General features: G+C 65.2%; 23 protein-coding genes, 2 tRNA genes and 1 pseudogene. 19 read left to right on the forward strand and 7 right to left on the reverse strand.

The features are described from left to right. The first annotated feature begins 76 nt into the window (after positions 1-76). From lspA to KO538_RS05460, 4 genes are all read left to right on the forward strand, one after another. On the forward strand, positions 77-586 hold the full coding sequence (gene lspA, locus KO538_RS05445) for a signal peptidase II (RefSeq protein ID WP_034754175.1): 510 nt from the start codon (positions 77-79) through the stop codon (positions 584-586). Between the two features lie 17 nt (positions 587-603). Continuing rightward, complete coding sequence (coaBC, locus tag KO538_RS05450; RefSeq protein WP_219327648.1) at positions 604-1,824, forward strand: bifunctional phosphopantothenoylcysteine decarboxylase/phosphopantothenate--cysteine ligase CoaBC; 1,221 nt, start codon at positions 604-606, stop codon at positions 1,822-1,824. 31 nt (positions 1,825-1,855) lie between these two features. Beyond that, positions 1,856-2,305, forward strand: a complete 450-nt coding sequence (gene dut, locus KO538_RS05455) for a dUTP diphosphatase (protein WP_034754180.1) — start codon at positions 1,856-1,858, stop codon at positions 2,303-2,305. Between the two features lie 137 nt (positions 2,306-2,442). Then, positions 2,443-3,546, forward strand: coding sequence for a M48 family metallopeptidase (locus KO538_RS05460; RefSeq protein ID WP_070303583.1), 1,104 nt, complete (start codon positions 2,443-2,445; stop codon positions 3,544-3,546). 31 nt (positions 3,547-3,577) lie between these two features. On the opposite strand, the gene KO538_RS05465 is transcribed toward KO538_RS05460, so the two are convergent. After that, entirely contained in the window at positions 3,578-3,718 is a 141-nt protein-coding gene (locus KO538_RS05465) for a hypothetical protein (protein WP_175444556.1), read from the reverse strand. A 97-nt stretch (positions 3,719-3,815) separates the two neighbouring features. Between KO538_RS05465 and KO538_RS05470 the strand changes: the two genes are divergently transcribed. The 5 genes from KO538_RS05470 to KO538_RS05490 all read left to right on the forward strand — a co-directional run bounded on the left by KO538_RS05470 (position 3,816) and on the right by KO538_RS05490 (position 7,561). Next, complete coding sequence (locus tag KO538_RS05470; protein ID WP_219327649.1) at positions 3,816-4,823, forward strand: XdhC family protein; 1,008 nt, start codon at positions 3,816-3,818, stop codon at positions 4,821-4,823. Between the two features lie 72 nt (positions 4,824-4,895). Beyond that, complete coding sequence (locus KO538_RS05475; protein WP_219327650.1) at positions 4,896-5,801, forward strand: DNA-3-methyladenine glycosylase; 906 nt, start codon at positions 4,896-4,898, stop codon at positions 5,799-5,801. A gap of 57 nt (positions 5,802-5,858) precedes the next feature. Further along, on the forward strand, positions 5,859-6,230 hold the full coding sequence (locus KO538_RS05480; protein ID WP_071322330.1) for a hypothetical protein: 372 nt from the start codon (positions 5,859-5,861) through the stop codon (positions 6,228-6,230). Positions 6,231-6,251: 21 nt separating this feature from the next. Then, positions 6,252-6,773 carry an RNA polymerase sigma factor gene (locus KO538_RS05485; protein ID WP_219327651.1) on the forward strand — a complete coding sequence of 174 codons (522 nt, stop codon included), beginning with the start codon at positions 6,252-6,254 and terminating at the stop codon, positions 6,771-6,773. Continuing rightward, positions 6,770-7,561, forward strand: coding sequence for an anti-sigma factor (locus KO538_RS05490; RefSeq protein WP_219327652.1), 792 nt, complete (start codon positions 6,770-6,772; stop codon positions 7,559-7,561). Before KO538_RS05485 ends, KO538_RS05490 begins: the two co-directional genes overlap by 4 nt. On the opposite strand, the pseudogene KO538_RS29625 reads toward KO538_RS05490, so the two are convergent. Further along, a pseudogene (locus KO538_RS29625) lies at positions 7,558-8,778 on the reverse strand (MFS transporter). The gene KO538_RS05490 and the pseudogene KO538_RS29625 sit on opposite strands and share 4 nt — an antisense overlap. 137 nt (positions 8,779-8,915) lie before the next feature. Between KO538_RS29625 and KO538_RS05500 the strand changes: the two are divergent. After that, positions 8,916-9,878: a LysR family transcriptional regulator gene (locus KO538_RS05500; RefSeq protein ID WP_081368289.1), complete on the forward strand. Its 963-nt coding sequence runs from the start codon at positions 8,916-8,918 to the stop codon at positions 9,876-9,878. Here the strand turns inward: KO538_RS05500 and mug are convergent. Further along, a complete protein-coding gene (gene mug / locus KO538_RS05505) occupies positions 9,811-10,332 on the reverse strand; it encodes a G/U mismatch-specific DNA glycosylase (protein WP_072455448.1) in 522 nt (173 codons plus the stop codon). The two genes, KO538_RS05500 and mug, sit on opposite strands and share 68 nt — an antisense overlap. 151 nt (positions 10,333-10,483) lie before the next feature. Between mug and KO538_RS05510 the strand changes: the two genes are divergently transcribed. Further along, positions 10,484-10,960, forward strand: coding sequence for a (2Fe-2S)-binding protein (locus KO538_RS05510; protein WP_219327653.1), 477 nt, complete (start codon positions 10,484-10,486; stop codon positions 10,958-10,960). Next, on the forward strand, positions 10,957-13,263 hold the full coding sequence (locus KO538_RS05515) for a xanthine dehydrogenase family protein molybdopterin-binding subunit (RefSeq protein ID WP_219327654.1): 2,307 nt from the start codon (positions 10,957-10,959) through the stop codon (positions 13,261-13,263). Before KO538_RS05510 ends, KO538_RS05515 begins: the two co-directional genes overlap by 4 nt. Here KO538_RS05515 and KO538_RS05520 read toward each other — a convergent pair. Further along, positions 13,260-14,453 carry an MFS transporter gene (locus KO538_RS05520; protein WP_072455454.1) on the reverse strand — a complete coding sequence of 398 codons (1,194 nt, stop codon included), beginning with the start codon at positions 14,451-14,453 and terminating at the stop codon, positions 13,260-13,262. The two genes, KO538_RS05515 and KO538_RS05520, sit on opposite strands and share 4 nt — an antisense overlap. 110 nt (positions 14,454-14,563) lie before the next feature. On the opposite strand from KO538_RS05520, the gene KO538_RS05525 reads away from it, so the two are divergent. Continuing rightward, a complete protein-coding gene (locus KO538_RS05525; RefSeq protein WP_219327655.1) occupies positions 14,564-15,352 on the forward strand; it encodes a helix-turn-helix transcriptional regulator in 789 nt (262 codons plus the stop codon). 70 nt (positions 15,353-15,422) lie between these two features. On the opposite strand, the gene KO538_RS05530 is transcribed toward KO538_RS05525, so the two are convergent. Beyond that, a tRNA-Met gene (locus KO538_RS05530) sits at positions 15,423-15,499 on the reverse strand. A 128-nt stretch (positions 15,500-15,627) separates the two neighbouring features. Continuing rightward, positions 15,628-15,704: transfer RNA gene (locus tag KO538_RS05535), tRNA-Met, on the reverse strand. A 185-nt stretch (positions 15,705-15,889) separates the two neighbouring features. Here KO538_RS05535 and KO538_RS05540 point away from each other — a divergent pair. The 3 genes from KO538_RS05540 to KO538_RS05550 are packed head-to-tail and all read left to right on the forward strand — an operon-like array spanning position 15,890 to position 17,973. Further along, the gene (locus KO538_RS05540; protein ID WP_034747557.1) at positions 15,890-16,468 is read left to right on the forward strand and encodes an NUDIX hydrolase; all 579 of its coding nucleotides are present in this window, start codon (positions 15,890-15,892) and stop codon (positions 16,466-16,468) included. Positions 16,469-16,479: 11 nt separating this feature from the next. Further along, positions 16,480-17,196, forward strand: a complete 717-nt coding sequence (gene aat, locus KO538_RS05545) for a leucyl/phenylalanyl-tRNA--protein transferase (RefSeq protein ID WP_072455458.1) — start codon at positions 16,480-16,482, stop codon at positions 17,194-17,196. 54 nt (positions 17,197-17,250) lie between these two features. Then, positions 17,251-17,973 carry an arginyltransferase gene (locus KO538_RS05550; RefSeq protein ID WP_219327656.1) on the forward strand — a complete coding sequence of 241 codons (723 nt, stop codon included), beginning with the start codon at positions 17,251-17,253 and terminating at the stop codon, positions 17,971-17,973. Positions 17,974-18,097: 124 nt separating this feature from the next. Here KO538_RS05550 and KO538_RS05555 read toward each other — a convergent pair whose 3' ends face one another. Continuing rightward, complete coding sequence (locus KO538_RS05555; protein WP_219327657.1) at positions 18,098-21,409, reverse strand: S41 family peptidase; 3,312 nt, start codon at positions 21,407-21,409, stop codon at positions 18,098-18,100. Positions 21,410-21,612: 203 nt separating this feature from the next. On the opposite strand from KO538_RS05555, the gene KO538_RS05560 reads away from it, so the two are divergent. From KO538_RS05560 to KO538_RS05570, 3 genes are all read left to right on the forward strand, one after another. After that, positions 21,613-22,662: a quinone-dependent dihydroorotate dehydrogenase gene (locus tag KO538_RS05560; RefSeq protein WP_219327658.1), complete on the forward strand. Its 1,050-nt coding sequence runs from the start codon at positions 21,613-21,615 to the stop codon at positions 22,660-22,662. Then, positions 22,662-23,708 carry an aldo/keto reductase gene (locus KO538_RS05565; protein ID WP_034747971.1) on the forward strand — a complete coding sequence of 349 codons (1,047 nt, stop codon included), beginning with the start codon at positions 22,662-22,664 and terminating at the stop codon, positions 23,706-23,708. Before KO538_RS05560 ends, KO538_RS05565 begins: the two co-directional genes overlap by 1 nt. A gap of 296 nt (positions 23,709-24,004) precedes the next feature. Then, on the forward strand, positions 24,005-26,428 hold the full coding sequence (locus tag KO538_RS05570) for a TonB-dependent siderophore receptor (RefSeq protein WP_219327659.1): 2,424 nt from the start codon (positions 24,005-24,007) through the stop codon (positions 26,426-26,428). The last annotated feature ends 62 nt before the right edge of the window (positions 26,429-26,490 follow it).

Here is a 26,490-nt window from a genome sequence, read left to right on the forward strand (position 1 = left end):
CGGGACTGGCTCCTGCGCCGCTTCCCACCGCCGCTGCCCGCAAGGGTGGCGGCGGCTTTATCTTCCCTGGAAAAATATGGCCACTAAAAACCGTTTTTCATCGAAATCGTCATCGTCTGCGTCGCTCGTGCCCTGGCTGGGCATTGCCGCCATCGTCATCCTGTTCGACCAGATCACCAAGATCACGATCCTGAAGACCTTCCGCTATGCGCAAGAGATGGTCATCACCTCGTATTTCAACCTGGTGCTCGCGTATAACAAGGGCGCCGCGTTCAGCTTCCTGTCCGACCAGGGCGGCTGGCAGCGCTATTTCTTCACCGGCATCGCCCTGGCGGCCGCCATCTACATCATCTATCTGCTGAAAAAGCACGCGGGCCAGCGCATGTTCTGCTGGGCCCTGGCGCTGATACTCGGCGGCGCGCTGGGCAACGCCATCGACCGCCTGATGTACGGCCACGTGGTCGACTTCCTCGACTTCCACTGGAAAAGCTGGGGCCATTTCCCCGCTTTCAATATCGCCGACAGCGCCATCTGCATCGGCGCGGCCCTGTTCATCATCGATGAACTGCGCCGGGTAAACAAATAGACACGCGGGAGAACGGCATGGAATTGTCCGGCAAAAAAATCGTCCTGGGACTGTCAGGCGGCGTCGCCTGCTACAAGGCGGCGGAACTGTGCCGCGCGCTGACAAAGGCCGGCGCCTCGGTGCAAGTGGTGATGACGGATGCGGCCAGCCACTTCATCACGGCCGTCACGATGCAGGCGCTGTCCGGCCACCCCGTTCACACGAGCCAGTGGGATGCCCGCATCGACAACAACATGGCGCATATCGATTTGACGCGCCATGCGGACGCCATCCTGATCGCGCCGTGTTCGGCAGACTTCATGCGCAAGCTCGCGCATGGCGTGTGCGACGACCTGCTGTCGACCCTGTGCCTGGCCCGTCCCGCCCACCTGCCCCTGCTGGTGGCGCCGGCCATGAACGTGGAAATGTGGCAGAACCCCGCCACGCAACGCAATGTGCAGCAGTTGCGCGACGACGGTATCAAGCTGTTCGGCCCGGCCGCCGGCGAACAGGCATGCGGCGAAGTGGGCCTGGGCCGCATGCTGGAACCGGAGCAATTGCTGACGGAGCTGATCGCCGCCTTCCAGCCGAAAGTCCTGGCGGGCAAGCGCGTGCTGGTCACGGCCGGCCCCACGTTCGAAGCCATCGACCCCGTGCGCGGCATCACCAATCTGTCCTCGGGCAAGATGGGCTATGCGGTGGCGCGCGCAGCGCGCGAAGCGGGCGCCGAAGTGCTGCTCATTTCCGGCCCAACTGCCCTGGACGCGCCATTCGGCGTGCGCCGCATCGACGTGCAAAGCGCGCAGCAGATGCATGATGCCGTGCTGGCCCACGTCGACGGCCAGCACGTCTTCGTCGCCGTGGCCGCCGTCGCCGACTGGCGCGTGGCCAACGCCAGCGACCAGAAGATGAAAAAGCAGGCCGACGGCTCCGTGCCCGAACTGCAGTTCGCGCAAAACCCCGACATCCTCGCCACCGTGGCGGCACGCACCAACCTGGCCGGCTATCCGTACTGCGTGGGCTTTGCCGCCGAATCGGAAAACCTCGTGGAATTCGGCTCGACCAAGCGTGAAAAGAAGGGCATTCCCCTCCTGGTCGGCAATATCGGCCAGAACACGTTTGGCCAGGACGACAACACCATCATCCTGTTCGACGAGGAAGGCCATACCGTGCTGCCGCGCGCCTCGAAACTGAACCTGGCGCGCCAGCTGATTTCGGAAATCTCGAAGCGCATTGCCAAGAATTCGCTGCTCAAATAATCCCATTAAACGACTTAGCTTAGTTAGATTCATGAAAAATATCGACATCAAGATCCTCGACGCCCGCATGAAAGAACTGCTGCCGGCCTACGCTACGCCCGGCAGCGCCGGCCTGGACCTGCGCGCCTGCATAGCCTCAGCGATCACCATCGAAGCCGGCCAGACCGTGCTCATTCCCACTGGCTTGGCCATCCACATCGGCGACCCGTCGTATGCGGCCATGATCCTGCCGCGCAGCGGCATGGGCCACAAAAACGGCATCGTCCTGGGGAATCTGGTAGGCTTGATCGACTCCGATTACCAGGGCCAGCTGATGGTATCGACCTGGAACCGGGGCCAGAGCGCTTTCACGCTCAATCCCATGGAACGCCTGGCGCAACTGATTATCGTGCCGGTGCTGCAAGTGGGCTTTAACGTCGTCGAGGAATTCGGCGACAGCGAACGCGGTGTTGGCGGTTTCGGCAGCACCGGCAAACATTAACAGCGACTGACAAACCGTAGCGAGCGGATGTGAGTTGTGGCTGAGAAGCGGAGCTGTGCGAATGCACAGTGAGCATCGGAGGCCGCAAATCGCGCCGCGCAGTAGGTTTTGTCAGGAGCTACACGAAGGAATAGTCCATGCCAGGTTTCCGCCATCTGATCCCAGCCCCAACTTCGCTGCGCCGATTGGCCACTCCTCTCCTGTTGGCCAGTGCGGCCATCCTCGCTGGTTGCACCACCCCGATGACGAATGTCAGCGGCCCGTTCAACGTCGTGCCGGCGCCCGATGCGCCCGCGCCGACGGCGCAGCAAAAGGCGGCGCAGGAAGAACTGGTGAAGATGGTGGCGCTGCAGGACCGCCTGTCGAAAGTCTCGGCGCCCCTGCTGATCAACAATGCGGATCTGTGCAAGACGTATGCGCGCAACCTGCTGGGCTTCACGGCGCAGAACAAGTATTCCTACCCTGGCATCTATGCCGACGCGGCGCAGGCGGCCCTCGGCTACGGCGAACAGATGCAGGTGTCCGGCGTCTTGCCGGGCAGCGGCGCCGCGCGCGCCGGCTTGCGCAAGGGCGACGGCTTGCTGGCCGCCGAAGGCAAGCCGCTGCCGGCCGGCCCGAAAGCGGAAGGCCCGTTCGGCGCCATCGTCGGCCCGCTGGCCTCGAAAAGCGCGAGCCTGAACATGACCATCGCCCGCGACGGCCAGCAGCAGGACCTCAAAATTCCCGTCACGCGCGCCTGCGCCTTCCGCGTCGCCCTGGGCAATGCGGACAATATCAACGCGTATTCGGACGGCGGACGCATCATGCTCACGCGCGGCATGGTCAACGCGGCGCAAAACGACGAAGGCATCGCCTTCGTGATCGCCCGCGAAATGGCGCACAACATCCTCGACCACGCGCGCAGCCAGCGCACGGCAGGCACGGCAGGCAGCATCATCGACAGCCTGGGCGCTGTGCAGCCCGACGTGTCGATGCTGACGGGCGCCGCCGGCATCAAGGCCATGCCGCAGGAACTCGACGTGCAAGCCGACACCCTGGCCATCTACCTGCTGGCGCGCGCCGGCTACAACGTCGACAACGCCGCGCGCTTCTGGCAGCGCCTGGCCGCGCAAGTGCCGGCGACGGTCGCCAACGGCTACACGGCCCTGCACCCGGGCACCAACTCGCGCATGGCGGCCGTCAACCGCGCCGTCATCGACGTGCGCGCGAAGCAGGCGGCGAAGAAGCCGTTGAAGCCTTAAACGCCAAAGGCGCCTGATACAGCAGGTTTGCTCAGGCGCCTGGGAAGTTCGGGAAGTAGGTGCCCATGATCCAGGTCAGGGCGCCGCAAAACACCACCGCCAGGAACAGGGCGATGAGCAGTTTGCCAAACTTGGGGATGCCGTCATCTTGCGTCTTTTGGTCGTTCGACATGAAACTCTCCGCAGGCTGTTGGAGAGCGTAGTATAGCCACAATATTAAAAAATATTCCATACTTTGCCGCGTACCTGCGGCTTTCCTTCCGCGCCCCATGGACAGCATCGACCTTGAAGTTCTGAAAACCAGCGCCGCCTGGCTGGCCGCCGGCCACCGCTGCGAACTCGTCACCGTCATCAAGACGTGGGGTTCCAGCCCCCGCCCCGTGGGCGCCACCCTGGCTATCTGCGACGATGGCACGGTGGTCGGTTCCGTTTCCGGCGGCTGCATCGAAGATGATTTGATCGATACCGTGCGCGTGCACGGCATCGTGCGCGCACTGCCGGAAATCGTCAGCTACGGCATCAGCGCGGACGAGGCGCACCGCTTCGGCCTGCCCTGCGGCGGCACCATCGAACTGGCCATCGAACCGCTGCATGCGGACAGTAAGGTGGCCGAACTGCTGGCGCGCCTGGAAGCGCATGAACTGGTCGAACGCCGCCTGGATCTCGATACCGGCGCCGTCACCCTGCGGCGCGCCACGCCGGGGGCCGTGCTGGCCCTGGAAGAGGGCGTGCTCACCACGCAGCATGGCCCGCGCTGGCGCTTGCTGATCATCGGTGCCAGCCAGCTGTCGCGCTTTGTGGCGCAGATCGCCACGGCCATGGATTACCACGTCATCGTCTGCGACCCGCGCGAGGAATACCGGGGCGGCTGGAACGTGCCCGGCGTGCCCTTGCTGCACGCCATGCCGGACGACCTCGTACTCGAACTCAAGCTCGACAGCCGCAGCGCCGTCGTCGCCCTCACGCACGACCCCAAGCTCGACGACCTGGCCCTGATGGAAGCGTTGAAATCGCCCGCGTTCTACGTGGGCGCCATCGGTTCGCGCGCCAACAATGCCAAGCGGCGCGAGCGGCTGCTGCAGTTCGACGTCAGCGCCGAACAGCTGGCGCGCCTGCACGGCCCCATTGGCCTGTACATCGGCAGCAAGACGCCGGCCGAAATCGCCATTTCCATTCTGGCCGAACTGACGGCCGTGAAAAATTGCGTGCCCGACGCTCTGCAGATCCAGCACGCGGCGGCCCTGAGCCCGCCCAGCATCGACATCTGCGCGCGCTAAGGTAAAAAGCAAGAAACGCGGTGCGCCCGCATCGCCTCCCTGATACCGTCCCTGACTTTGGCCCACCCCACCATGACCCTGCTGCACTGGACCCTCCCCCTGCCCGCCGGCTACCGCCGCGACGACGTCATCGCCTTCCACAGCCGCGATGGCGAAGCCGTGGCGGAACAAGTCACGCCAACGGGCCTGCGCAAGGGCATCCTGATGCAGGGCGTGCCGGTCGTGCTGGATGTCGCCTTCACGGACGCTGCGGCCGTCTGCCAGGCAGACATCGATGGCGATGCGGACCTTCAAACGCCGCTGCACGGCGCCTTGCTCAACATCCTCGGCCTGCGCATTGACCCGCAGCCGTTCGCGCAACTGGCCGCCGGCGACCCGCTGCTGGCGCCTCTGGTCAGCGTCAATCCGGGCTTGCGCATCGTGCAATCGGCCAGCCCGTTCGAAGCGCTGACCTGGGCCATCATCGGCCAGCAGATCAACCTGCCGTTTGCCATTTCCCTGCGCCGCACTTTCATTCTGCAAGCGGGACGCCGGCACGCCAGCGGCTTGTGGTGCTATCCCGAGGCGCGCGACGTGGCACGGTTGTCGGTGGAAGAGCTGACCAGCCGCAAATTCTCGCGCGCCAAGGCGGAAACCGTGCTGCGCCTGGCACGCCTCGTCGATGAGGGAGAACTGTCGCTGGAGCTGCCGCCCTCCGGTGACGTGGCGGCGATATCGCAAGCGCTGCTGGCCGTGAAGGGCATCGGCCCGTGGACCGTCAACTACGCGCTGCTGCGCGGCTACGGCTATGCCGACTGCTCGCTGCATGGCGACGTGGCCATCCGCGCCGCCCTGCAAAAGCTGCTCGGCGAAGTAACGAAACCTGACATGGCGCGCACGGAACAGTGGCTGCGCCAGTACGCGCCGCACCGCACCATGGCGGCGGCCCACCTGTGGGCCAGCCTGCATCCAAAAAATAATCCGCCAGCGCGGGAATAAACGGCGGGCGGCACGCGTCTATCCCTTGCAAGCCCCCAAAACCTCAAGGAGACCATCATGCGCTTTACCACTTTTGCCGCCACCGCCCTGTTCACCGCCTTGTCCGCCCCACTGGCCTTCGCCGCCGACGTCATGCCCGCCAACGGCATGCTGGTCAACGCCAGCGGCATGACCGTGTACGTGTTCGACAAGGATGTCGCCGACAGCGGCAAGAGCGCCTGCAGCGGCGGCTGCCTGGTAGCCTGGCCCGCCGTCATCGCCACCGAAGCGGCGCCCGCCGCACCATATGGCAGCATCAAGCGCGAAGACAACGGCGCCATGCAGCTGACCTACAAGGGCAAGCCTCTGTACCTGTACAAGGAAGACAAGAAGCCGGGCGACGTGGCCGGCGACAATTTCAAGAATGTGTGGCACATCGTCAAGCCGTAAGCAGCCCTTCCCGCCGCCACGATGGCCACGCAAGACGATAGCCGCCAGCTGCAAGCGTGCCTGCCCGGCCTGCGCCGCTATGCGCGCGCGCTGGCGGGCGCCCTGCACGCGGACGACCTGGTGCAGGACACCGTGGAGCGGGCGTGGCGCAAGCTCGATCAGCGGCAGCGCGGCGGCGAGATGCGGCCCTGGCTGTTTTCCATCATGCACAACCTGCACGTGGATCAATTGCGCCGTCCCGGCCTGGCGCTGCAGGAGCTCGACGACGACGCCCTGCTGCCCGCGCCCGAGCGCACGCCCGGGCAGTCCATCGCCATCGGCGAAATGGATGCGGCGCTGGCCCGCTTGCCGCTGGGGCAGCGCGAAGTGATCCTGCTCGTCGCGCTGGAACAGATGCCGTACGAGCAGGTGGCGGCCACCCTGGACATCCCCATCGGCACCGTCATGTCGCGTTTATCGCGCGGGCGCGAGCGGCTGCGCGAACTGCTCGACGGCCGCCCCGTTGGAAGCCATGGCGCCCCCACCCTGAAAGTCGTGAAATGACAACGCAAGCCATCAGCGAAGCGCAATTGCACGCCCTGGCCGACGGCGTCCTGCCCGAGGAACAGCGCGCGGCCATCGACGACCACCTGCGCGGGCATCCAGAAGACGCCGCCCGAGTCGACGCCTGGCGTGCACAGAACCGGCAACTGCGCGCCCTGTTCGACCCCGTGCTGGACGAAACCGTGCCACCGGCCCTGCTGCAAGCGGCATCGCCACCGGCCGCGAACGGCGCCTGGCAGCGCCCCGCCATGCAGGCGGCAGCGGCCGTCGTGCTGGTGATCGCTGGCGGCGCGGGCGGCTGGCTGCTGCGCGGCGATGCCGGCGACAGCATCACCGCCAGCGCCAGCCCCCTTGCCCTGGCGCGCAGCGCCGCCATCGCCCACGCCGTCTACACGCCCGAAGTGCGCCACCCCGTCGAGGTGGGCGCGGAACAGGAGGCGCACCTGGTGCAATGGCTGTCGAAACGCCTGGGTACGAAATTGCAGCCGCCCGCGCTGTCGCCGCTCGGTTATCGCTTGATCGGCGGACGCTTGCTGCCCGGCGATGGCGACGGCCCCGTGGCGCAATTCATGTATGAAGATGGCGGCGGCAAGCGCCTGACCCTGTACGTGGCGAAAGAGCGGGCCGGCAGGCAGGAAACGGCCTTCCGCTACACGCAGGAAAAGGAATTGAGCGTGTTTTACTGGATCGACGGCCAGCTCGGTTATGCCCTCTCGGCGAACCTGCCCAAGCAGGAACTGGGCAAGATCGCCGGCGCCGTGTACGCGCAGCTGGAACAGCCGCGTTAAGTTAAGGTTGGCGCGCGCCGCTGTGCGCGTGATCCGGCCAGGTGGATCGCTCCGGCCAGCAAGCCCAATACAACGCCAAACACCGCCACGCCCGTCCAGCCGAAACGCTGCATCAGCCAGCCGCTCACCGCCACGCCGGCGGCGCCGCCAATAAAGGTCGCCGTCATGTACAGGCTGTTGATGCGGCCCTGGGCGGCCGGATCGACGGCAAAGGCGCGTGTCTGGTTGGCTACCAGGGCGGCCTGCACGCCGATGTCGAGCACGATGACGCCGATCACCAGCAAGACCAGCGACGAGGCGGCGCCCGCCAGCAGTACGTAGGACAAGGTCACGATGGCGATGCTCAGGCCAATGACCGTGCGCGAACCGAGTCTGTCGGTGGCCCTGCCGCCCACGGTGGCGGCCAGCGCGCCGGCCGCGCCGATGATGCCGAAGGCGCCAGCCCAGGCGCTGCCCAGGTGCCATGGACCGTTGGCCAGCAGCGAGGCCAGGTTGACCCAGAACGCATTGAAGCAGGCCCACTACAGCGCCTGGATCAGCATCGATTCGCGCAGGGGACGATGGTCGCGCGCCAGTGGCCACAACGACGCCAGCAAGCCAAGGTAGGAGAGCTGGCTACCCGGTTTCCCGCGTGGCAGCAAGGCCGCCGCCGCGATCCACACGGGCACCATGAACGCCGCTTCCATGGCGTACACGGCGCGCCAGCCACAGGCCTCGCCCACCACGCCGGCGACCGTACGCCCTAGCAGGATGCCCACCATGATGCCGCTGACCACCGTGCCGACGGAACGGCCGCGCTCAGCGGGCGGCGACATGCTCGCGGCAAGCGGCACCAGTTGCTGCGGCACGCAGCTGACGATGCCCAGGCCAAACGAAGCGCCGATCAGCGGCCAGATGCCCGGTGCCAGCGCCGCCGCCAGGGCGCAAACGAAAGCCAGCGCGATCTGCCCCAGCACCAGGGTGCGCCGGTCGACGCGGTCGCCCAGCGGCAGCAGCAGCGCCAGCCCCGTGGCAAAGCCCAGCAGCGCCGCGCCGGCGACCAGGTTGACGGCCGCCAGATCGACACCGAGGCCGGACTGGATCAGAGGCAGGATAGGCTGGGTGCAATAGATGTTGGTGATGACCGCGCCGGCGATCACCGCCATCATGAGGATCTTGCCGCGCGGCGCGGACGCCACGGTGTGTGCATCGGGCGGGGGAATGGGTGTGGGGCGCATGGCGCTCTCCTTTCAAGTTGCCGCGGCAACATGCCGCGGCGAAGGAGACCAGCTTACGTACTTGCACCAACAAAGAGAATCCCATAAGATTGAGAATCATTCTTCCAAAATTCGATAGACTCACATGAGAACACGCGATGGATAGACTGGAATCCATGACCATCCTGCTGGCCGTGGTGGACGCGGGCAGCCTGTCGGCCGCCGCACGCCATCTCGGCATGCCGCTGGCCAACGTCAGCCGCAAGGTGGCGGCGCTGGAAGCGCACCTCAACACGCGCCTGCTGCACCGCACGACGCGCCAGCTGTCGCTGACGGAGGCGGGCCACTCCTACGTGGCCGCGTGCCGCCGCATCCTCGAAGAGATCGGCGAAGCGGAGCGTATTGCGACGGGCGAATACGCGGTGCCGAAAGGCGAACTGACGATCACGGCGCCCGTCATGTTCGGACGCCTGCACATCGTGCCCGTGGTGGCGGCGTTCCTCGCCCGCTATCCGGACATCGAGATCAAGCTGGTACTGACGGACCGCGTCCTGCACCTGATGGACGAGCAGGTCGACGTGGCCGTGCGCATCGGCGACCTGCCCGACAGCAGCTTCGTGGCGACGCGGGTCGGCACGGTGCGCCGGGTCGTCTGCGCCAGCCCCGGCTACCTGGCCGCGCATGGCACGCCAACTGCGCCGGGCGATCTGGCCGCGCATGCCTGCATCAGTTTCGAGGTGCTGGAATCGCGGCGCGCCTGGGTCTTCGGCACGGGCAAGGCTGCGCAGTCCGTGCCCGTGCACTCGCGCCTGGCCGTCAATACGGTGGACGCGGCGATCGCCGCCGCCACCCTGGACGCGGGCGTGATCCGCGTGCTGTCGTATCAGGTGATGGACGCCCTGCGCGGCGACAGGCTGCGCATCGTGCTCGCACCGTTCGAAGCGGCGCCCTTGCCCGTCAGCCTGCTGCACAAGGGACAAGCGCCGCTGCCCTTGAAATTGCGCGCCTTCCTCGATTTCGTCACGCCGCTGTTGCGCGCCGCGGCACTGGACGTCAGCCCAGCGCGCGTTGGAGTTCCGCATACGCGTCGACCAGCCGCTCCTTCGAATAGCCGCGATTGAGCCCACTGGGATTGGGCAAGATCCACACACGCGCGCCGCCGAAGCGCTCTGCCTGTTCGCCCCACGCCAGCTGGCGCTTGCCCGTCATCGCCGCGTAGGCGGCCTTGCCCAGGAAGGCGATCCACTGCGGCCGCATCAATACCAGTTTATGTTGCAGGCCCGCCGCCGCTTGCGCGAATTCGTCCGCCCCCACCTGGTCCGCGCGGCTGGTCGGGCGGCCGACGGCCGCCGTCAAGCCCAGTCCGAAACCGAGCACGCTGGCATCGTCCTGCGGCGCCACCAGATGCGGCGTGAAGCCGGACAGGTGCAGCACGGGCCAGAAGCGGTTGCCGCGGCCGAGAAAATGGTGGCCGGCCGCCGCCGCGTCCACGCCGGGATTGAGACCGCAAAAAACCACCTGCAAGCCGGGAGCGAGGATGTCCGGCAAGCCTTGCGCCGCTGCGATGTATGTCATGGAGAACTCCAATATCAGAAGCCGCAGTATGCCACCGGGCCCCACTCCCTGCAGCGCATGGCGGCTGGTGCTACCATCCCCTACTGATGAGCTAATCCGTATGGCGGATGGCCGTCGCGCTTTCCGTACCAGCCCCCACAGAGGAATACACATGACGACCCTGACCATCAATGGCAAACAGTACGACCTTGCCCTGCCTGAAGACACGCCCCTGCTGTGGGCCCTGCGCGACGAACTGGGCATGACCGGCACCAAGTTCGGCTGCGGCATGGCCCTGTGCGGCGCCTGCACCGTGCACCTCGATGGTGTAGCCATCCGCTCCTGCGTGACGCCGGTGTCGGCCGCCGCCGGCAAGAAGATCACCACCATCGAAGCCGTGGGCGAAGACAAGGTCGGCCTGGCCTTGCAACAAGCGTGGCAGGAGCACGGCGTGCCCCAATGCGGCTACTGTCAGGCCGGGCAGATCATGTCGGCCACGGCCCTGCTGCACAAGACGCCCAAGCCGAACGACCAGCAAATCCGCGAAGCGATGAGCGGCAATATCTGCCGCTGCGGCACCTACACGCGCATCCACGCGGCCATCAAGCAGGCCGCCACCAGCATCAACGCAAAAGGAGCGGCCAAATGAGCATCCATGACACTCCCGCCGTCCATTCGCCTGCGCGGCGCAACTGGCTCAAGGCGGCCGGCGCGCTGGCCGGTCTGACTCTGGTGGCAGGCCCCTCCGGCCTCGTGATGGCGGCCGACGCCGTCAAATACGGCGGTGACAAGATGGCCGGTGGCGTGGTCGACGACACCCTGGTCTTCCTGTCGGTGGCCGCCGATGGCATCGTCACCATCGTGGTGCACCGCTCCGAAATGGGCCAGGGCATCCGCACCAGCCTGCCCATGGTGGCGGCCGATGAACTGGGCGCCGACTGGGCGCAGGTGCGCGTGCAGCAGGCGCCCGCCGACGAAGCGCGCTACGGCAGCCAGGATACGGACGGTTCGCGCAGCATGCGCCACTCGTTCCGCGCCATGCGCCACGTGGGCGCCACAGCGCGCCTGATGCTGGAAACGGCGGCCGCCGTGCGCTGGGACGTGCCAGTCACCGAGGTGAAAGCCGTCAACCATGCGGTCGTGCATGCGGCCAGCGGACGCTCGCTGTCGTTCGGCGCTCTGGCCGAAGAAGCGGCCAAATTGCCGGTGCCGCCACGCGCGCGCATCAGCCTGAAAACGGCGGACGAGCTGCGCTACATCGGCCAGACCAGCACGCGCGGTATCGACCTGCGCGACATCGTCACGGGCAATACCCACTTCGGCATCGACACGCGCCTCGATGGCATGGCGTATGCCGTCATCGCCCGTCCGCCCGTCTTCGGCGGCAAGCTGAAAAGCGTGGACAAGACGGCGGCCCTGAAAGTGCCTGGCGTGCTGCGCATCGTCGAACTGGCGGGCAGCCCGCCGCCGGCCATGTTCAATCCGCTGGGCGGCGTGGCCGTCATCGCGCGTAACACCTGGGCCGCCATCAAGGGCCGCGAAGCGCTGGTGCTGGAATGGGAAGATGGCCCGAACGGCGATTACGACTCAAAAGCCTTCCGCAAGACGCTGGAAGCGGCCGTGCGCCAGCCGGCCAGCCCGGCGCGCGACCAGGGCAAGACGGTGGCTACCCTGGCCGCCGCTCCCGCCGCGCGCAAACTGAGCGCCGAATACTATCTGCCCCACCTGGCCCACGCCACCATGGAGCCGCCCGCCGCCACCGTGCGCATCGCCGGCGGCAAGGCCGAAGTGTGGGCCTGCGTGCAGGCGCCGCAAGCGACGCGCAGCAACGTGGCCAAGGCCCTGGGCTTGTCGTACGACGACGTCACCGTCCACGTGACCTTGCTGGGCGGGGGCTTCGGGCGCAAATCGAAACCCGATTTCGCCGTCGAGGCGGCGCTGCTGTCGAAGGCCATGGATGGTGCGCCCGTCAAGCTGACGTGGACGCGCGACGACGACCTGCAGCACGACTATCTGCACACGGTGTCCGTCGAACGGCTGGAAGCGTCGCTGGACGCGAAAGGCATGCCGACGGCCTGGCTGCACCGCACAGCCGCGCCCACCATCACCTCGACCTTTGCCGCCGGCGCGAACAAGCAGGCGCCGTTCGAACTGGGCATGTCGGCCATCAACGTGCCGTTCGCTATTCCAAACGTCCGCGTGGAAGTGCCCGAAGTGCCGGCCCACACGCGCATCGGCTGGTTCCGTTCCGTGTCGAACATCCCGCACGCGTTTGCCATCCAGTCGTTCACGGCCGAACTGGCCCACGCGGCAAAGAAGGACCACCGCGACTACCTGCTGGCGCTCTTGGGCCCCGCGCGCAAGATCAACCCGGCCGACCTGTCCGACGGCTGGAACTATGGCGAAGACCCGGCGAAGTATCCGGTCGATATCGGCCGCATGCGCCACGTGATCGAGCTGGCGACGGCCAAGGCGGGCTGGGGCCGCAAGCTGCCCAAGGGACGGGGACTGGGCCTGGCCGTGTCCTACAGTTTCGTCACCTATGTGGCGGCCGTGATCGAAGTGGAGATCAATGCGGCCGGCGAAGTCATCGTGCCGAGAGTCGACATCGCCATGGATTGCGGCCCGCAGATCAACCCGGACCGCGTGCGCTCGCAGATCGAGGGCGCCTGCATCATGGGCCTGTCGCTGGCCATGAGCGGCGAGATCAGCTTTAAAAATGGCCGGGTGGAGCAAAGCAATTTCCACGACTACGCCGTGCTGCGCGCCGCCGATGCGCCGCGCGTGATCCACACGCATCTGGTGCCGGGCACCCTGGAGATGGAGCTCGGCGGCGTGGGCGAACCGGCCACGCCGCCGATCGCCCCGGCCCTGTGCAACGCCATCTTCGCCGCCACGGGCAAGCGCATCCGCGCCCTGCCCGTGGGCATGCAGCTGGCGAAAAAGGCTTAAGTCCGCCGCGCGGCAGGCCACTGCAGCAGCAACGCCGCAGTGGCGACCAAGGCGGCGCCTGCCGCCAGCAGCCACATCGGCCAGTTGAGCAGGAGCAGCAGGCCGCCCGTGGCGGCGCCGATGGCGCTGCCCAGGTACAGCGCCGATTCGTTGAGGGCGATGGCCAGATTGCCGTCGCCCTGCCGCGCGCGCACGGCCAGCAGCCGCTGGTTTTGCGGCACTTGCAGGGCCCAGCCAGCCGCGCCCCACAGCGCGATCGGCGCCAGCATCAGCCAGGCCGACCAGCCGGCCGCCAGCGGCAGCGCGCACAAGGCCAGCGCCAGCAGCAGCAAGATGATGCAGGTCAGCTTCGGCGCCGCCACCTTGTCCGCCCATGGCCCGACCAGCACACTGCCCACGATCCCTCCCACGCCCCACGCCCACAGGAAGGGCGTGGCGGACATCGCCATACCGTTCGCGGACCACGCCAGCAGCGGCGCGATAAACGTGTACATGCCCAGGCTGGCGATGGCCGCCAGCAAGGACACGAGCAAGATGGCCAGCACCTGCCCATCGGCCAGCAAGGCCAGTTTGCGGCGCAGAGAAATCGCCGGTGCCGCCGGCAACGCGGGCAGCTGCCACAGCAAGCCCGCCAGCGCCAGCCCGCCCAAAAGAGTCACCAGCCACAGGGCCGCCGTCCAGCCCAGTTGCTGCGCCAGCAGCAAACTCAATGGCACGCCCAGCACCGTGCCGCCCGCCATGCCGCCCATGATCACGCCGATGGCCTTGCCCCGCTGCTGCGGCGCAGACACGCCCGCCGCCGCCGCGATACCGAGCGCCAGGTAGACGCCGGCACCGATGCCCGCAATGGCGCGCCATGCGAGCAAACCGCTGAAACCGGACGCCAGCGCGCTAGCCCCATTCGCCAGCACGAATACACCCAAGGCGATCAAGAGGCCGGAGCGCTGCGCGCGCGCCGGCAGCAAGGCCACGGCCAAGGGCGAGCCGAGGCCATAGGCCAGGGTGAACGCCGTCACCAGTTGCGCGGCCATCGCCAGGGAAACGGAAAACGCCCCGGCGATCATCGGCATCAGGCCCGCCGTCACATACGACGCCATGCCCAGCGCGAACGCGCCAATGGCGATCAGGTAGACGGCGGCGGGAAGCGCGGTAGTGCCAACTGCGGGGGCGCTGCGGGAAGAGTCAGACATGGGCAAGCCTTCGGAAAGAAAGCAGGCATTCTGGAATACAATATAAACAATTACAATTTAACTGTTTATGCTATTACTGATAGCAACAGCCTCACCGGAAAGACCGCACCATGCGCACCTTGCAACGCACCCGCCACGAACTGGCCGCCTACCTGCGGGCGCGGCGCGCGCGGCTGTCGCCGGAAGACGTGGGTTTACCCGGTGGAGGACGGCGGCGCACGCCCGGCCTACGCCGCGAAGAAGTGGCGGCGCTGGCCGGCGTGGGACTGACCTGGTACACCTGGCTCGAGCAAGGGCGCGACATCGGCGTCTCGAGCGCCTTCCTCGACAAGCTGGCCGAAGTGCTGAAACTGGACGCGGCAGAACGCCGCCACCTGTTCCTGCTCGCGCATGCGCGCCCGCCGGCCGAAGAAGGCAAGACGTTTTGCGTGGTGCCGCCGCTCGTGCGCCGCCTGATGCACGAGCTGGCGCATCCGGCCTATGTGCTCAACTTGCGCTGGGACGTACTGGCGTTCAATGCGGACGCCGACGCGCTGTTTGGTTTCGGCGCGCATGCCGCCTCGCGCCGCAATCTGCTGTGGCTGCTGTTTACCGACCCGCTGCTGCGCGCACGCTTCACGGCCTGGGAAGAGCAGGCGCCGCTGATGCTGTCGAGCTTTCGCCGCGACTATGCGCGCGCCACGCAGGAAGCCGATATCCACGCGCTGGTGCAGGAACTGGAAAAAGTGTCACCCGAATTCAAGCTGTGGTGGCGCCGCCACGATGTACATGCGCCGTGTGCAGGCGTGCGCCAGCTGACAATCGACGGCGAGCAGGTCGCCTATGAGCACACCTCGCTGTCCATCGATGCGGACCGCCACTTGCGCCTGGTCGTGTATGCGCGCCAGGCGCCGGAGTGAACGGGGCGCACAACGGGGCGCACAACGAAAAAACCGCTGGCCCTCTTGCGAGGAACCAGCGGCTTCGAATTGGTTGCGGGGACAGGATTTGAACCTGTGACCTTCGGGTTATGAGCCCGACGAGCTGCCAGACTGCTCCACCCCGCAGGCGAATTATATACCAGTTTGCTGCACTGCGGGGAGCTAATCTCGGCAGCGGGCTGGAAGAGCTGCATCGGCGGCTTGAGAATGAAAAAGCCGCTGATCTTTTGCAAGAATCAGCGGCTTTCCGGTATTGGTTGCGGGGACAGGATTTGAACCTGTGACCTTCGGGTTATGAGCCCGACGAGCTGCCAGACTGCTCCACCCCGCACAAGAATTATAAGGGCAAACGGGTGGCTTAGGCAATAGCTATCTCAAATTCAACCGTAATAGACCAATCTAATGAATACGCGGGCGGCATGAGCGGCAGCCAATCGTGCCTGCGCTGCTCGCCACGCGGCACGCAATCGGTGTACAGTAAGCGTTACACGAGACATCTCTTATCCTAAGCTGCCCATGAAATTCTGCTCCGAATGCGCCCATCCTGTCAGCCTGTCCATTCCGGAAGGCGACAACCGTCCGCGCTATGTGTGCGCCAACTGCGACGCCATCCATTACCAGAACCCGAAAATGGTGGTCGGCTCGATTCCCGTCTGGGAAGAAGATGGGCAGCTGCAGGTCTTGCTGTGCAAGCGGGCCATCGAGCCGCGCCTCGGCTACTGGACCCTGCCGGCCGGCTTCATGGAAAACGATGAAACGACGTCCGACGCGGCCGAACGCGAAACGGTGGAGGAAGCAGGCGCGAATATCGAACTGGGCCCCCTGTTTTCGCTGCTCAACGTGCAGCGCGTGCACCAGGTGCACCTGTTCTACCTGGCGCGTTTGCGCGACCTCGATTTCGCGCCCGGCATCGAAAGCCTGGACGTGCAGCTGTTTACGGAAGCGCAGATTCCCTGGGATGACCTGGCCTTCCCCACCATCCGCGCCACCCTGGAACTGTTCTTTGCCGACCGCGTGAAAATCCGCGAAGGCGGCAGCTATGGCGTCCATACGGGCGACATCACGCGCCCGATGGCCCGCGCGGACGCAGAATAAGCAACCGCCGCATGATTCCCTGGCTCGACATCCACACCCCGTTCCCCGACGTCTCGCACGCCCTGACCGACGAGGCGCCCGGCCTGCTGGCGGCCGGCGCCGATCTGTCGCCCGCGCGCCTGCTCGACGCCTACCGGCGCGGCATCTTCCCCTGGTTTTCCGAAGGCCAGCCCATACTGTGGTGGAGCACCGATCCGCGCATGGTGCTGATGACGGAAGACTTCAAGGTGTCCGACAGTTTGGCCAAGGCGATCCGCAAGGTCGAGCGCAGCGCCGCCACGGATGGCCGCTGGCAGTTGCGCTTCGACGGCGATTTCGAGGCCGTCATGCGCGCCTGCGCGGCGCCGCGCAAGGATGGCCCGGGCACCTGGATTTCGGACGAGATCATCGCCGGCTACACGGGCTTGCACAAGCTGGGCTACGCGCATTCGTCGGAACTGTGGTTTGACGGTGAACTGGTGGGCGGCGCGTATGGCGTGTCGATCGGTCGCATGTTCTATGGCGAATCGATGTTCGCCCGCGTTTCCGATGGCTCGAAGATCGCGCTGGCCCACCTCGTACGGTTTTTGCAGGCGCGCGGCGTGGCCATGATTGACTGTCAGCAAGAAACCAGACACCTGGCCTCGCTGGGCGCGGCGCCCATTTCGCGCGCGCGCTTCCTGGCCCATGTACGGATCGCCATTGAAGCAGCGCAAATCACCGATTGGCATGCTGCGCCCCCGGCGTAAAAAAGCTATGATAGATCAAGGCACACCGCCGCGGACAGACCAGACAGGATCAGCATGACGCACCTGAACGAACTACCGTTTGCCACCCTGCAGTTCTACACGACGGCACCGTACCCGTGCAGCTACCTGGACGACCGCCAGGCCCGCTCGCAGGTAGCCACGCCTTCGCACCTGATCAACAGCGACGTGTATTCGGAACTGGTGCGCAACGGCTTTCGCCGCAGCGGCATTTTTACCTACCGCCCGTATTGCGACGGCTGCCAGGCCTGCATCCCCGTGCGCGTGGTGACGGGCGATTTCACGCCCAACCGCAACCAGCGCCGCGCCTGGAGCCGGCACGCCGGCCTGCAAGCGGGCGTGGCCACCCTGTCCTTCCTCGACGAACACTACGAACTGTATCTGCGCTACCAGAGCACGCGCCACGCGGGCGGCGGCATGGACCAGGACAGCCGCGACCAGTATGCGCAATTCCTGCTGCAAAGCCGGGTCAACACGCGCCTGGTGGAGTTCCGCGATGCCGACGGTATCCTGCGCATGGTCAGCATCATCGACGTGCTGGCCGACGGCCTGTCGTCCGTCTATACGTTCTTCGACCCCGACGTGCCGGGCGCCTCATACGGCACCTACAACGTGCTGTGGCAAATCGCCCAGGCGCGCGAGCTGGGGCTGCCGTATGTGTATCTCGGCTACTGGATCGAACAGAGCCCGAAGATGGCTTATAAAATCAATTTCAAGCCGCTGGAAGCCAGAATCAAAGGACAGTGGGTGGTGATGTAAAACCAAGCGCATGTCGCTGGGAGGGCAGTTGGTAGGTCGGATTAGCGCCCAAGCGCGTAATCCGACACCACCGGCGGCGCCAACAATATTGTCGGATTACGCTCCGCTAATCCGACCTACTCTTTCACTTGCTCTTGTCCGGAAACGCCGGACGCTTGGGCAGCACGGGCGAGTTTTTCGCCAGCTCGGCCTGTATCACCTCGATCGCTTTTTCCAGCTGCGGATCGCGGCCGGCGATGACGTCGGCCGGCGTTTGCTCGACTTCGATATCGGGCGGCACGCCTTCGTTTTCCACGCCCCAGCCGTTTTCGCGGGTCCAGAACGCCAGGTTCGGCGCCGTGATGGTGCCGCCATCCATCAGCACGGGGAAGCCGAGGATGCCCACCAGGCCGCCCCACGTTGCCTTGCCGATCAGTGGGCCCATATTATTTTTGCGGAACATCCACGGCAGCAGGTCGCCGCCCGAACCGGCCGTCTCGTCGATCAGCATGGCGCGCGGGCCCTGGATCGACGCGGACGGCGTCTTCATGTCGGCGCCGTAGCGCATGGTCCACCAGGCGATTTCCTTCTTCTGCAGGATCTCGATGTAGTAATCGGCCACGCTGCCGCCGCCATTGAAACGCTCGTCGACGATGATGGCCTGCCTGTCCGCCTGCGGGAAGAAATAGCGCTTGAAGTAGGTGTGGCCCAGGCCCGCCGTATTCGGCACGTACACGTACGCGACCTTGCCACCCGTGGCCGCATTGACCTTGCGCATATTGCCTTCGATCCAGTCGCGGTTGCGCAAGGCATCCTCGGTCGGCACGGGCACGACGGTGATCGTGCGCGCGCCCTTGCGGTCGGCCGATGGACCGACGGTCAGGTCGATGGCCTTGCCGGCCGTGTTCTCGAAGGCGCTGTAGATATTCGTCGGCGGCGCCAGCGGGCGGCTGTCGACGGCCAGCAGGTATTCGCCCGCCTTGACGTTCAGGCCCGGCTCCGTCAGCGGCGCGCGCAGGGCCGGATTCCAGTTCAAACCGCCATACACTTTCTTGAAGCGGTAATGGCCATCGCTCACGTCATAGTCGGCGCCCAGCAAGCCCCCCGGCACCTTCTTCGCCTCGATAAAATCGTCGCCGCCACCACCGCGGTGATGGCCCACGGCCAGCTCGCTGCACATCCATTGAATCAGGCGGTTCAGGTCCGCGCGGCTCGACAGCTCGGGCAGGAACACGGCGTACTTGTCGCGCATGGCTTTCCAGTCCACGCCATGCATGCCCGGATCATAGAAATAATCACGGTTGATGCGCCACACCTCGTTGAAAATCTGCGTCCACTCGGCGCGCGGGTCGGCTTTTACTTCGATGGCGTCGACCTTGATCTTGCCTTCGCCAGGCATCAGCAGCTTGCCCGTGGCGGACCCCATGACCCAGTTATCCTTCTGGCGGTACAGCAGCTTCTTGCCGTCGGCCGACACTTCAAAATCGTCGGCTTCCGCCACCACGGTTTCCGCCTTGCGCTCCTTCAGATCGAAGCGCTGCACGGCCTTCTTGCCATCGCTTTCGCGCAGCAAAAAGATCTGCCCCGCAGCGCCAGCGGCCAGGCTGGAGAACTGCGCGGCCGGCAGCGGCAAGTCGACGATGCGCGTGGCGATGCCGTCGAAGTCGATGCTGATCGGCGCCACCGGTGCGACTACCACTTTCGGATCGTCGCGGCCCGTCTTCGGATCGATCTTCGGTTCAGTCTTCGGCTCGGCTTCTGCCTTCGCCGTGTCTTTTTTCGCGTCCGCGTTGGCGGCCTTTTCCTCGTCGCTTTCCTTGATCAGGGGCGACGGCAGGTCGCGCCGCAGCACGGCCATCCACACGGTGCGCGTCACCAGATTGTCTTCGTTCTGCTGCGAGAACCAGTTGTTGCTGGGGCCCGCATTCGTCGACGCGAAGAAGTACAGGTACTTGCCGCTCTTGTCGAACACAGGTTCGGCCACGTCGGACAGGCCGTCGGTCACCGGCATCGACTTGTTCTGCTCGACGGAATAGATGTAGGCGCTGCGCGTGTAGGTGGGCGAGTTGAGCGTGTAGGCCAGCCAGCGCGAGTCGGGCGCCCACGAAGCGCGCATGCTCTTGTCGACGCCATACATCGGCTCCGTGGCGACCTTCTGCACCTTGCCCGTGCCGACGTCGATCACGTACATGCTCCAGCCATTGTCGGCAAACGCGATCTTTTTGCTGTCGGGCGACCAGACGGCGTTGTCATAGAAGCCGCTGCCATTGAGCTTGAGTTTCTTCACCGCGCCCTTGCCGTCCTGCGACCGCACGTGCAATTCATACTCGCCCGACTCGTCCGAGAAATACGCGACCGAGCGGCCATCGGGCGACCAGATCGGCGTGCGCTCGTGGGCGCCGGCCGTCTGCGTCAGATTGCGCACGTCGCCCTTGTCGGCGGGGATGGTGACGATCTCGCCCCGGTACTCGAAGGCGACCCTCGCGCCCGATGGCGAAATCGACGCGTCGCGGATGTATTTCGCGTTCTTGACCCAGCGGGGGCGTGTCTGCCCCAGGTCGCTGGCCACGGCGATGGTCAGCTTGTGCGCCTGGCCGCTGGCGATGTCGAACGCGTGCAGATAGCCGGCCTGCTCGTAGACTATCTTACCGTTCGCGGCCGACGCGTTCAACACGGGGAAATCCGCATGCCGCGTCAACTGGCGCACGGCCTTCGTTTTCACGTCATACGCAAAGAGGTTGAATTCGCCGTTGCGGTCCGAGCGGAAGTACACGGTGTCGCCTATCCACATCGGGTCGACGTCGTTCGAGCGCGTCGTCGGCTGGGGGATTTTTTCAATCGACTTGTCGGACGACGAGAACAGCCACAGCCAGGAATTGGTGCCGCCCCGGTAGCGCTTCCACTGCTTGAAGGCGGGCGCCAGCGGGTTGTAGGCGATGCGCTTGCCATCGGGCGAATACGTGGCGCGCGACGCGTTCGGAATTTCCAGCGGCGTTTCCACGCCGCCCGCCACGGGCACCGTAAACAGTTTCTGGAAGCGGTTGTTGAAGGCGGCGCGGGGCGAGGTAAACATCACGGCCTGGCCATCGGGCGTGAACGACTGCGCCAGGTCCACGCCCGGGTGGAAGGTCTGGCGGCGCGGCACGCCGCCGGCCGCCGCGATCACATACACGTCGATATTGCCGTCGATATTCGCGCTATACGCGATCAGGCTGCCGTCGGGCGAGAACACGGGATTGGACTTGTCGCCCAGATCGGAGGTCAGGCGCCGCGCGCCGCCGCCATCGAGGTTGGACAGCCACAAATCTCCCGCATAGATGAAGGCGATGTGGCTGCTGGAGACGGCCGGTTCGCTCAGCATGCGGGTGTCTTGCGTATTGGGCAGGGCCAGGGCCGGGTGGCTCAGCAGCAGTGCGCTGGCGGCCGCGATGGCCGTCAAGATGCGTGTCTTTTTCAATCGATGTCTCGCTTATGAAGTCAACAGAACAGAGAAAAAAAAGGAAGGTCCACGGCCCAATGCAAATTATGAATGAATTAATGTTGCTTTAGACCAAAGAGAACTATACACCCGGCAGCCGTGCGGAACACGGTAAAATACGGCACTTATTTCGCGCGCCGCCAGCCCTTCCCGGCAGCCCGCATACCTACTCAAAGCGCCCCATGTCTGAAAAATTCCTGTACTCCCTCGCCCGCCCGCTGCTGTTCTCGATGGATGCCGAAGCGGCCCACCATCTGACCCTGCCCGCCCTGAAACGCGCCAGCGCGCTGGGCCTGACGAAGCTGGCCGGCAAACCGGCGGCGGACCCGCGCACGGTGATGGGCATCACCTTCCCCAACCCGGTCGGCCTGGCCGCCGGTCTGGACAAGGATGGCGCCTATATCGACGCGCTGGCCGACCTGGGTTTTGGTTCCATCGAAGTGGGCACCGTCACGCCGCGCGCGCAGGCGGGCAATCCGAAACCGCGCATGTTCCGCCTGCCGCAGGCGCAGGGCATCATCAACCGCATGGGTTTCAATAATGGCGGCGTGGACGCCTTTGTCGCCAACGTGCAGGCGTCGAAGTTCTACCAGAACCGCGCGGGCGTGCTGGGCCTGAACATCGGCAAGAACGCCGACACGCCCATCGAGCGGGCGGCCGACGATTACCTGCTGTGCCTGGAAAAAGTCTATCCATACGCCAGCTATGTGACGGTGAACATCTCGTCGCCGAACACGAAAAATTTGCGCCAGCTGCAGGGCGCGTCGGAACTCGACGCCCTGCTGTCGCAGCTCAAGGAAGCCCAGGCGCGCCTGGCGGACAAGCACAAGCGCTACGTGCCGCTGGCCCTGAAAATCGCGCCGGACATGGATGGTGAACAGGTAAAAAGCATCGCCGAGTCGCTCACGCGCCACCGGATCGACGGTGTCATTGCCACCAACACGACCCTGTCGCGCAGCGCCGTCGAAGGCATGCCGCACGGCGCGGAAGCGGGCGGCCTGTCGGGCGCGCCCGTGTTCGAGCTGTCGAACAATGTCATCCGCTTGCTGAAAGCGGAACTGGGCGACGCCTTGCCCATCATCGGCGTGGGCGGCATCATGCAGGGCCTGGACGCCGTGGCCAAGTTTGAAGCGGGCGCGCAGCTGGTGCAGCTGTACAGCGGCCTGATTTACGCGGGCCCCGCCCTGATCAAGGATTGCGCCCGCGCGCTGCGCGGCAAGCAGGCGAAATGATCGACAAGGTCAAGCTGGGCTCCAGCAGCCTGGAAGTGAGCACGATCTGCCTGGGCACGATGACCTTCGGCGAACAGAATAGCGAAGCCGAAGCGCACAGCCAGCTCGATTACGCGCTCGAACGCGGCATCAACTTCATCGACACGGCCGAGATGTATCCGGTGATGGCCAGCGCGCAAACGCAGGGCAGCACCGAGCGCTACATCGGCAGCTGGCTGAAGAAAAGCGGCAAGCGCAGCCAGATCGTGCTGGCCAGCAAGGTGGCCGGGCCGAACTCGCGCATGCACTGGATACGCAATGGCAAGACGGACCACGACGCCGTCAACATCCGTGCCGCCGTCGAGGACAGCCTGCGCCGGCTGCAGACGGAGCACATCGACCTGTACCAGTTGCATTGGCCCAGCCGCAACCTGCCCATCTTCGGCGCCAGCGTGTACAACCCGCGCAAGGAACATGCGTCGGTCGCCATCGAAGACACGCTGGCCGTGCTGGGCAAGCTGGTCGACGAGGGCAAGATCGGCCACATCGGCGTGTCGAACGAATCGTCGTGGGGCGTGTGCGAATACATCAAGCAGGCCGAGCTGAAAGGCTTGCCGCGCATTGCCTCGGTCCAGAACCTGTACAACCTGACGGCACGCCATTTCGAGACGAGCTTGCTCGACGAGACCTGCCACCGGGAAAATGTCAGCTTGCTGGCCTACAGCCCGCTGGCGTTCGGCCAGCTGACGGCGAAATACCTCGACGATCCGCAAGCCAGGGGCCGCCTGACGATTTTCCCGCCCGGCTGGAGTCCCCGCTACGTGCGCCCCGCTACCATAGCGGCAGCCGCCCAGTATGCGGCGCTGGCCCGCGCGCACGGCTTGACGCCGGCGCAGCTGGCGCTGGCCTGGTGCTACTCGCGCTGGTTCGTGGCCTCGACCATCATCGGCGCCACCAGCGTGGCGCAGTTGCAGCAAAATATCGATGCCCATCAAGTCAGCCTGTCGCCGGACCTCGTGGCGGCCGTCGACGCCATCCACGCCAGCCTGCCCAACCCTGGGCAGTAAGCGCGCCCCTCCTGGCGGCGCAGGCCGCCGCCAGGCTCCCCCCTTTCATCGCAACTAGTCGTATTTATACAACAGCTGGCAATTTACTGCTGTGCAGCATTGCGGCCTTGCCTTGCCCGGTCGTATGCTGGAAACGAGGCCATATGCGCTACTCGCGCCATGTTGACGCCTTTCAGATATTTATTGCATATCGATAGACAGAACGATTCGTAAGCACGCCGCGTGCCCACTGTTAATCTGATTGCATCATCGGACCGCCATGGTCCGCGCAACCACCAACCGAAGAGATATCGTCGATGAGTTCAAGCACCGCCCGCTCCCAGCTTCCCGCCCTCCCCGTCAAAACCGTTATCGCCGCCAGCCTGGTCGCCTGCTTCAGCCTACCGATGCAGGCGCAAGCGCAGCAAGAGCTGCCGGCCGAAGGCGAATTGCAATCGGTGGTGGTTACCGGCACCTTCGCCAAGAACCGCCGCACCATCGATTCCGAATCGCCGATCGACATCCTCACCTCGCGCGACCTGCAAAGCACGGGTTCGGGCGAACTGGCCACCGTACTGGCGCGCCTGCTGCCATCGCTGAACTTTGCCCGCGCCACGGGCGCCGACGCCAGCGACGCCGTGCGTCCGGCCCAGCTGCGCGGCCTGTCGCCCGACCAGACCCTGGTGCTGGTGAACGGCAAGCGCCGCTACACGTCGGCCGTCGTCAACGTCAACGGTTCGCTGGGCCGCGGTTCGGCGCCCGTCGACCTGAACGCCATTCCGCTGGCCGCCATCGACCACGTGGAAGTGCTGCGCGATGGCGCGGCGGCCCAGTACGGTTCCGATGCGATTGCCGGCGTGATCAATATCATCCTGAAAAAAGGCGCGGCCGGCGGCGACGTCGAAGTGGGCTATGGCCAGACGCAGGAACGCGACGGCAAGCAGAAATCCATCAAGGGTTCGGCCGGCTTCGCGCTCGGCGACGACGGCTGGGTGCGCGTCTCGGCGGAAGTGGCGGAACGCGATCCGACCAACCGCGCCGGCGCCGACTTCCGCAATCCGCTGGAGCCGCGCTACGGCAAGGTCAACCAGCGCTATGGCGATCCGGAAAGCAAGCCGGCGACGATTTTCCTCAACAGCGAATACCGCATCAACGACAATATCGACTGGTACGCCTTCGGCAACTATGGCAAGCGCGACACGTCGGCCGCCGCCACCTGGCGCACGGCGCTGATCGCGGACCCGAATAATTCGAAGCTGTTTGTCCAACGCACGCCGCTGTTCCCGGAAGGCTTCCTGCCGCTGCAAAACAGCACCCTGACGGACCAGTCCATCGTCACGGGCTTGCGCGGCGAGGCGGCCGGCTGGCGCTGGGATGCCAGCCTGAACTACGGCAGCAACAAGTTCGAACTGGACCTGGACAACACGGTCAACCAGTCGCTGGGCGCGAACAGCCCCACGCATTTCTATGCCGGCTCGCTGAAAAACGAACAAACCGTATTCAACCTCGATGCCGCGCGCGAATTTCCCGTCTCTTACTTTACGGGTCCGCTGACGGTAGCCGTCGGCGCCGAAGCGCGCCATGAAAAGTACAGCATCGGCGCCGGCGACGAAGCGTCGTACACGGGCGGCGGCTCGCAAGGCTTTGCCGGCTTCCGTCCTGCCAACGCGGGCAGCCATTCGCGCCACAACGAGTCGATCTATGTCAACCTGGAAGCGGAAGCGACGAAGAAACTGTCGGGCGGCGTGGCCCTGCGCCATGAGCGCTACAGCGATTTCGGCAGCACCACCTCGGCCAAGGGTTCCGCGCGCTATGCGTTCACGGATGCCCTGTCCCTGCGCGGCACGGTGTCGAGCGGCTTCCGCGCGCCATCGCTGGCGCAGCAGTACTACACCATCACCACCACCAACTTCCAGGTCGTCAACGGCGTCAACACACCGATCGAGACGGGTACCTTCGCCGTCAACACGCCGCAGGCGCGCGCCCTCGGTGCACAGGATCTGAAACCGGAAAAGGCCCGCAACTACAGCCTGGGCCTGCAGTTCCAGCCTAACCGCAACTTCACGACGACGGTGGATGCCTACCGCATCGACATCGACAACCGCATCCTGTTCTCGGCCAATCTGGTCCTCAACAATGCCTTGAAAAGCGTCCTGGCCGCGCAAGGCACGCCTGTGGGCTCGGGACGCTATTTCACCAACGCCGTCGACACGCGCACGGAAGGCGTCGACATCGTCAGCACCTACCGCATCGACCTGCAGGACAAGGACCGCCTCGACCTCACCGTGGCGTACAACCACAACAAGAGCAAGGTTCAGAAAATCGCCGACAATCCGGCCATCCTGACGGCCAACAACCTGAAACTGATCGACCGCCAGAGCATCGACCGCATCACGGTGGCGTCGCCAAAGGACAAGTTCAGCCTGGCCGCCGACTACGGTTTCGGCATCTGGAATGCGCATGGCGTCGTGACGCGCTACGGCAGCTTCACCGTGCCGCAGAACGACGTCAAGCTGGACCAGACGTATGACCCGCAATGGGTGCTGGACGTGTCCGGTTCCGTGAAACTGGGCAAGAACTGGCGCCTCGTGGCCGGCATCGACAACGTGACCAACCGCTACCCGGCGCAAGTAACGAGCGCCGGCAACCTGAACGTCAACGGCACCCAGCCCTACAGCATTTTCGCGCCGAACGGTTTCAACGGCCGCTACTACTACGCCAAGGCTGGCTATAGCTGGTAAATAACGCTCTGCCATGTAAAAAGCCCGGAACGCACAGTGCGTTTCCGGGCTTTTTCATGTCT

It is taken from the genome of Janthinobacterium sp. NKUCC08_JDC (genome assembly GCF_019345575.1).
Classification (GTDB): domain Bacteria; phylum Pseudomonadota; class Gammaproteobacteria; order Burkholderiales; family Burkholderiaceae_D; genus Janthinobacterium; species Janthinobacterium aestuarii.

Coding starts and splice junctions, on each gene's coding strand:
- KO538_RS05540 (WP_034747557.1), top strand. CDS start 15,890: ATGAAATTCTGCTCCGAATGCGCCCATCCTGTCAGCCTGTCCATTCCG.
- KO538_RS05550 (WP_219327656.1), top strand. CDS start 17,251: ATGACGCACCTGAACGAACTACCGTTTGCCACCCTGCAGTTCTACACG.
- KO538_RS05500 (WP_081368289.1), top strand. CDS start 8,916: ATGGATAGACTGGAATCCATGACCATCCTGCTGGCCGTGGTGGACGCG.
- KO538_RS05490 (WP_219327652.1), top strand. CDS start 6,770: ATGACAACGCAAGCCATCAGCGAAGCGCAATTGCACGCCCTGGCCGAC.
- KO538_RS05510 (WP_219327653.1), top strand. CDS start 10,484: ATGACGACCCTGACCATCAATGGCAAACAGTACGACCTTGCCCTGCCT.
- coaBC (WP_219327648.1), top strand. CDS start 604: ATGGAATTGTCCGGCAAAAAAATCGTCCTGGGACTGTCAGGCGGCGTC.
- KO538_RS05460 (WP_070303583.1), top strand. CDS start 2,443: ATGCCAGGTTTCCGCCATCTGATCCCAGCCCCAACTTCGCTGCGCCGA.
- KO538_RS05485 (WP_219327651.1), top strand. CDS start 6,252: ATGGCCACGCAAGACGATAGCCGCCAGCTGCAAGCGTGCCTGCCCGGC.
- KO538_RS05570 (WP_219327659.1), top strand. CDS start 24,005: ATGAGTTCAAGCACCGCCCGCTCCCAGCTTCCCGCCCTCCCCGTCAAA.
- KO538_RS05470 (WP_219327649.1), top strand. CDS start 3,816: ATGGACAGCATCGACCTTGAAGTTCTGAAAACCAGCGCCGCCTGGCTG.
- dut (WP_034754180.1), top strand. CDS start 1,856: ATGAAAAATATCGACATCAAGATCCTCGACGCCCGCATGAAAGAACTG.
- mug (WP_072455448.1), bottom strand. CDS start 10,332: ATGACATACATCGCAGCGGCGCAAGGCTTGCCGGACATCCTCGCTCCC.
- KO538_RS05520 (WP_072455454.1), bottom strand. CDS start 14,453: ATGTCTGACTCTTCCCGCAGCGCCCCCGCAGTTGGCACTACCGCGCTT.
- KO538_RS05515 (WP_219327654.1), top strand. CDS start 10,957: ATGAGCATCCATGACACTCCCGCCGTCCATTCGCCTGCGCGGCGCAAC.
- KO538_RS05525 (WP_219327655.1), top strand. CDS start 14,564: ATGCGCACCTTGCAACGCACCCGCCACGAACTGGCCGCCTACCTGCGG.
- lspA (WP_034754175.1), top strand. CDS start 77: ATGGCCACTAAAAACCGTTTTTCATCGAAATCGTCATCGTCTGCGTCG.
- KO538_RS05480 (WP_071322330.1), top strand. CDS start 5,859: ATGCGCTTTACCACTTTTGCCGCCACCGCCCTGTTCACCGCCTTGTCC.
- KO538_RS05475 (WP_219327650.1), top strand. CDS start 4,896: ATGACCCTGCTGCACTGGACCCTCCCCCTGCCCGCCGGCTACCGCCGC.
- KO538_RS05560 (WP_219327658.1), top strand. CDS start 21,613: ATGTCTGAAAAATTCCTGTACTCCCTCGCCCGCCCGCTGCTGTTCTCG.
- aat (WP_072455458.1), top strand. CDS start 16,480: ATGATTCCCTGGCTCGACATCCACACCCCGTTCCCCGACGTCTCGCAC.
- KO538_RS05465 (WP_175444556.1), bottom strand. CDS start 3,718: ATGTCGAACGACCAAAAGACGCAAGATGACGGCATCCCCAAGTTTGGC.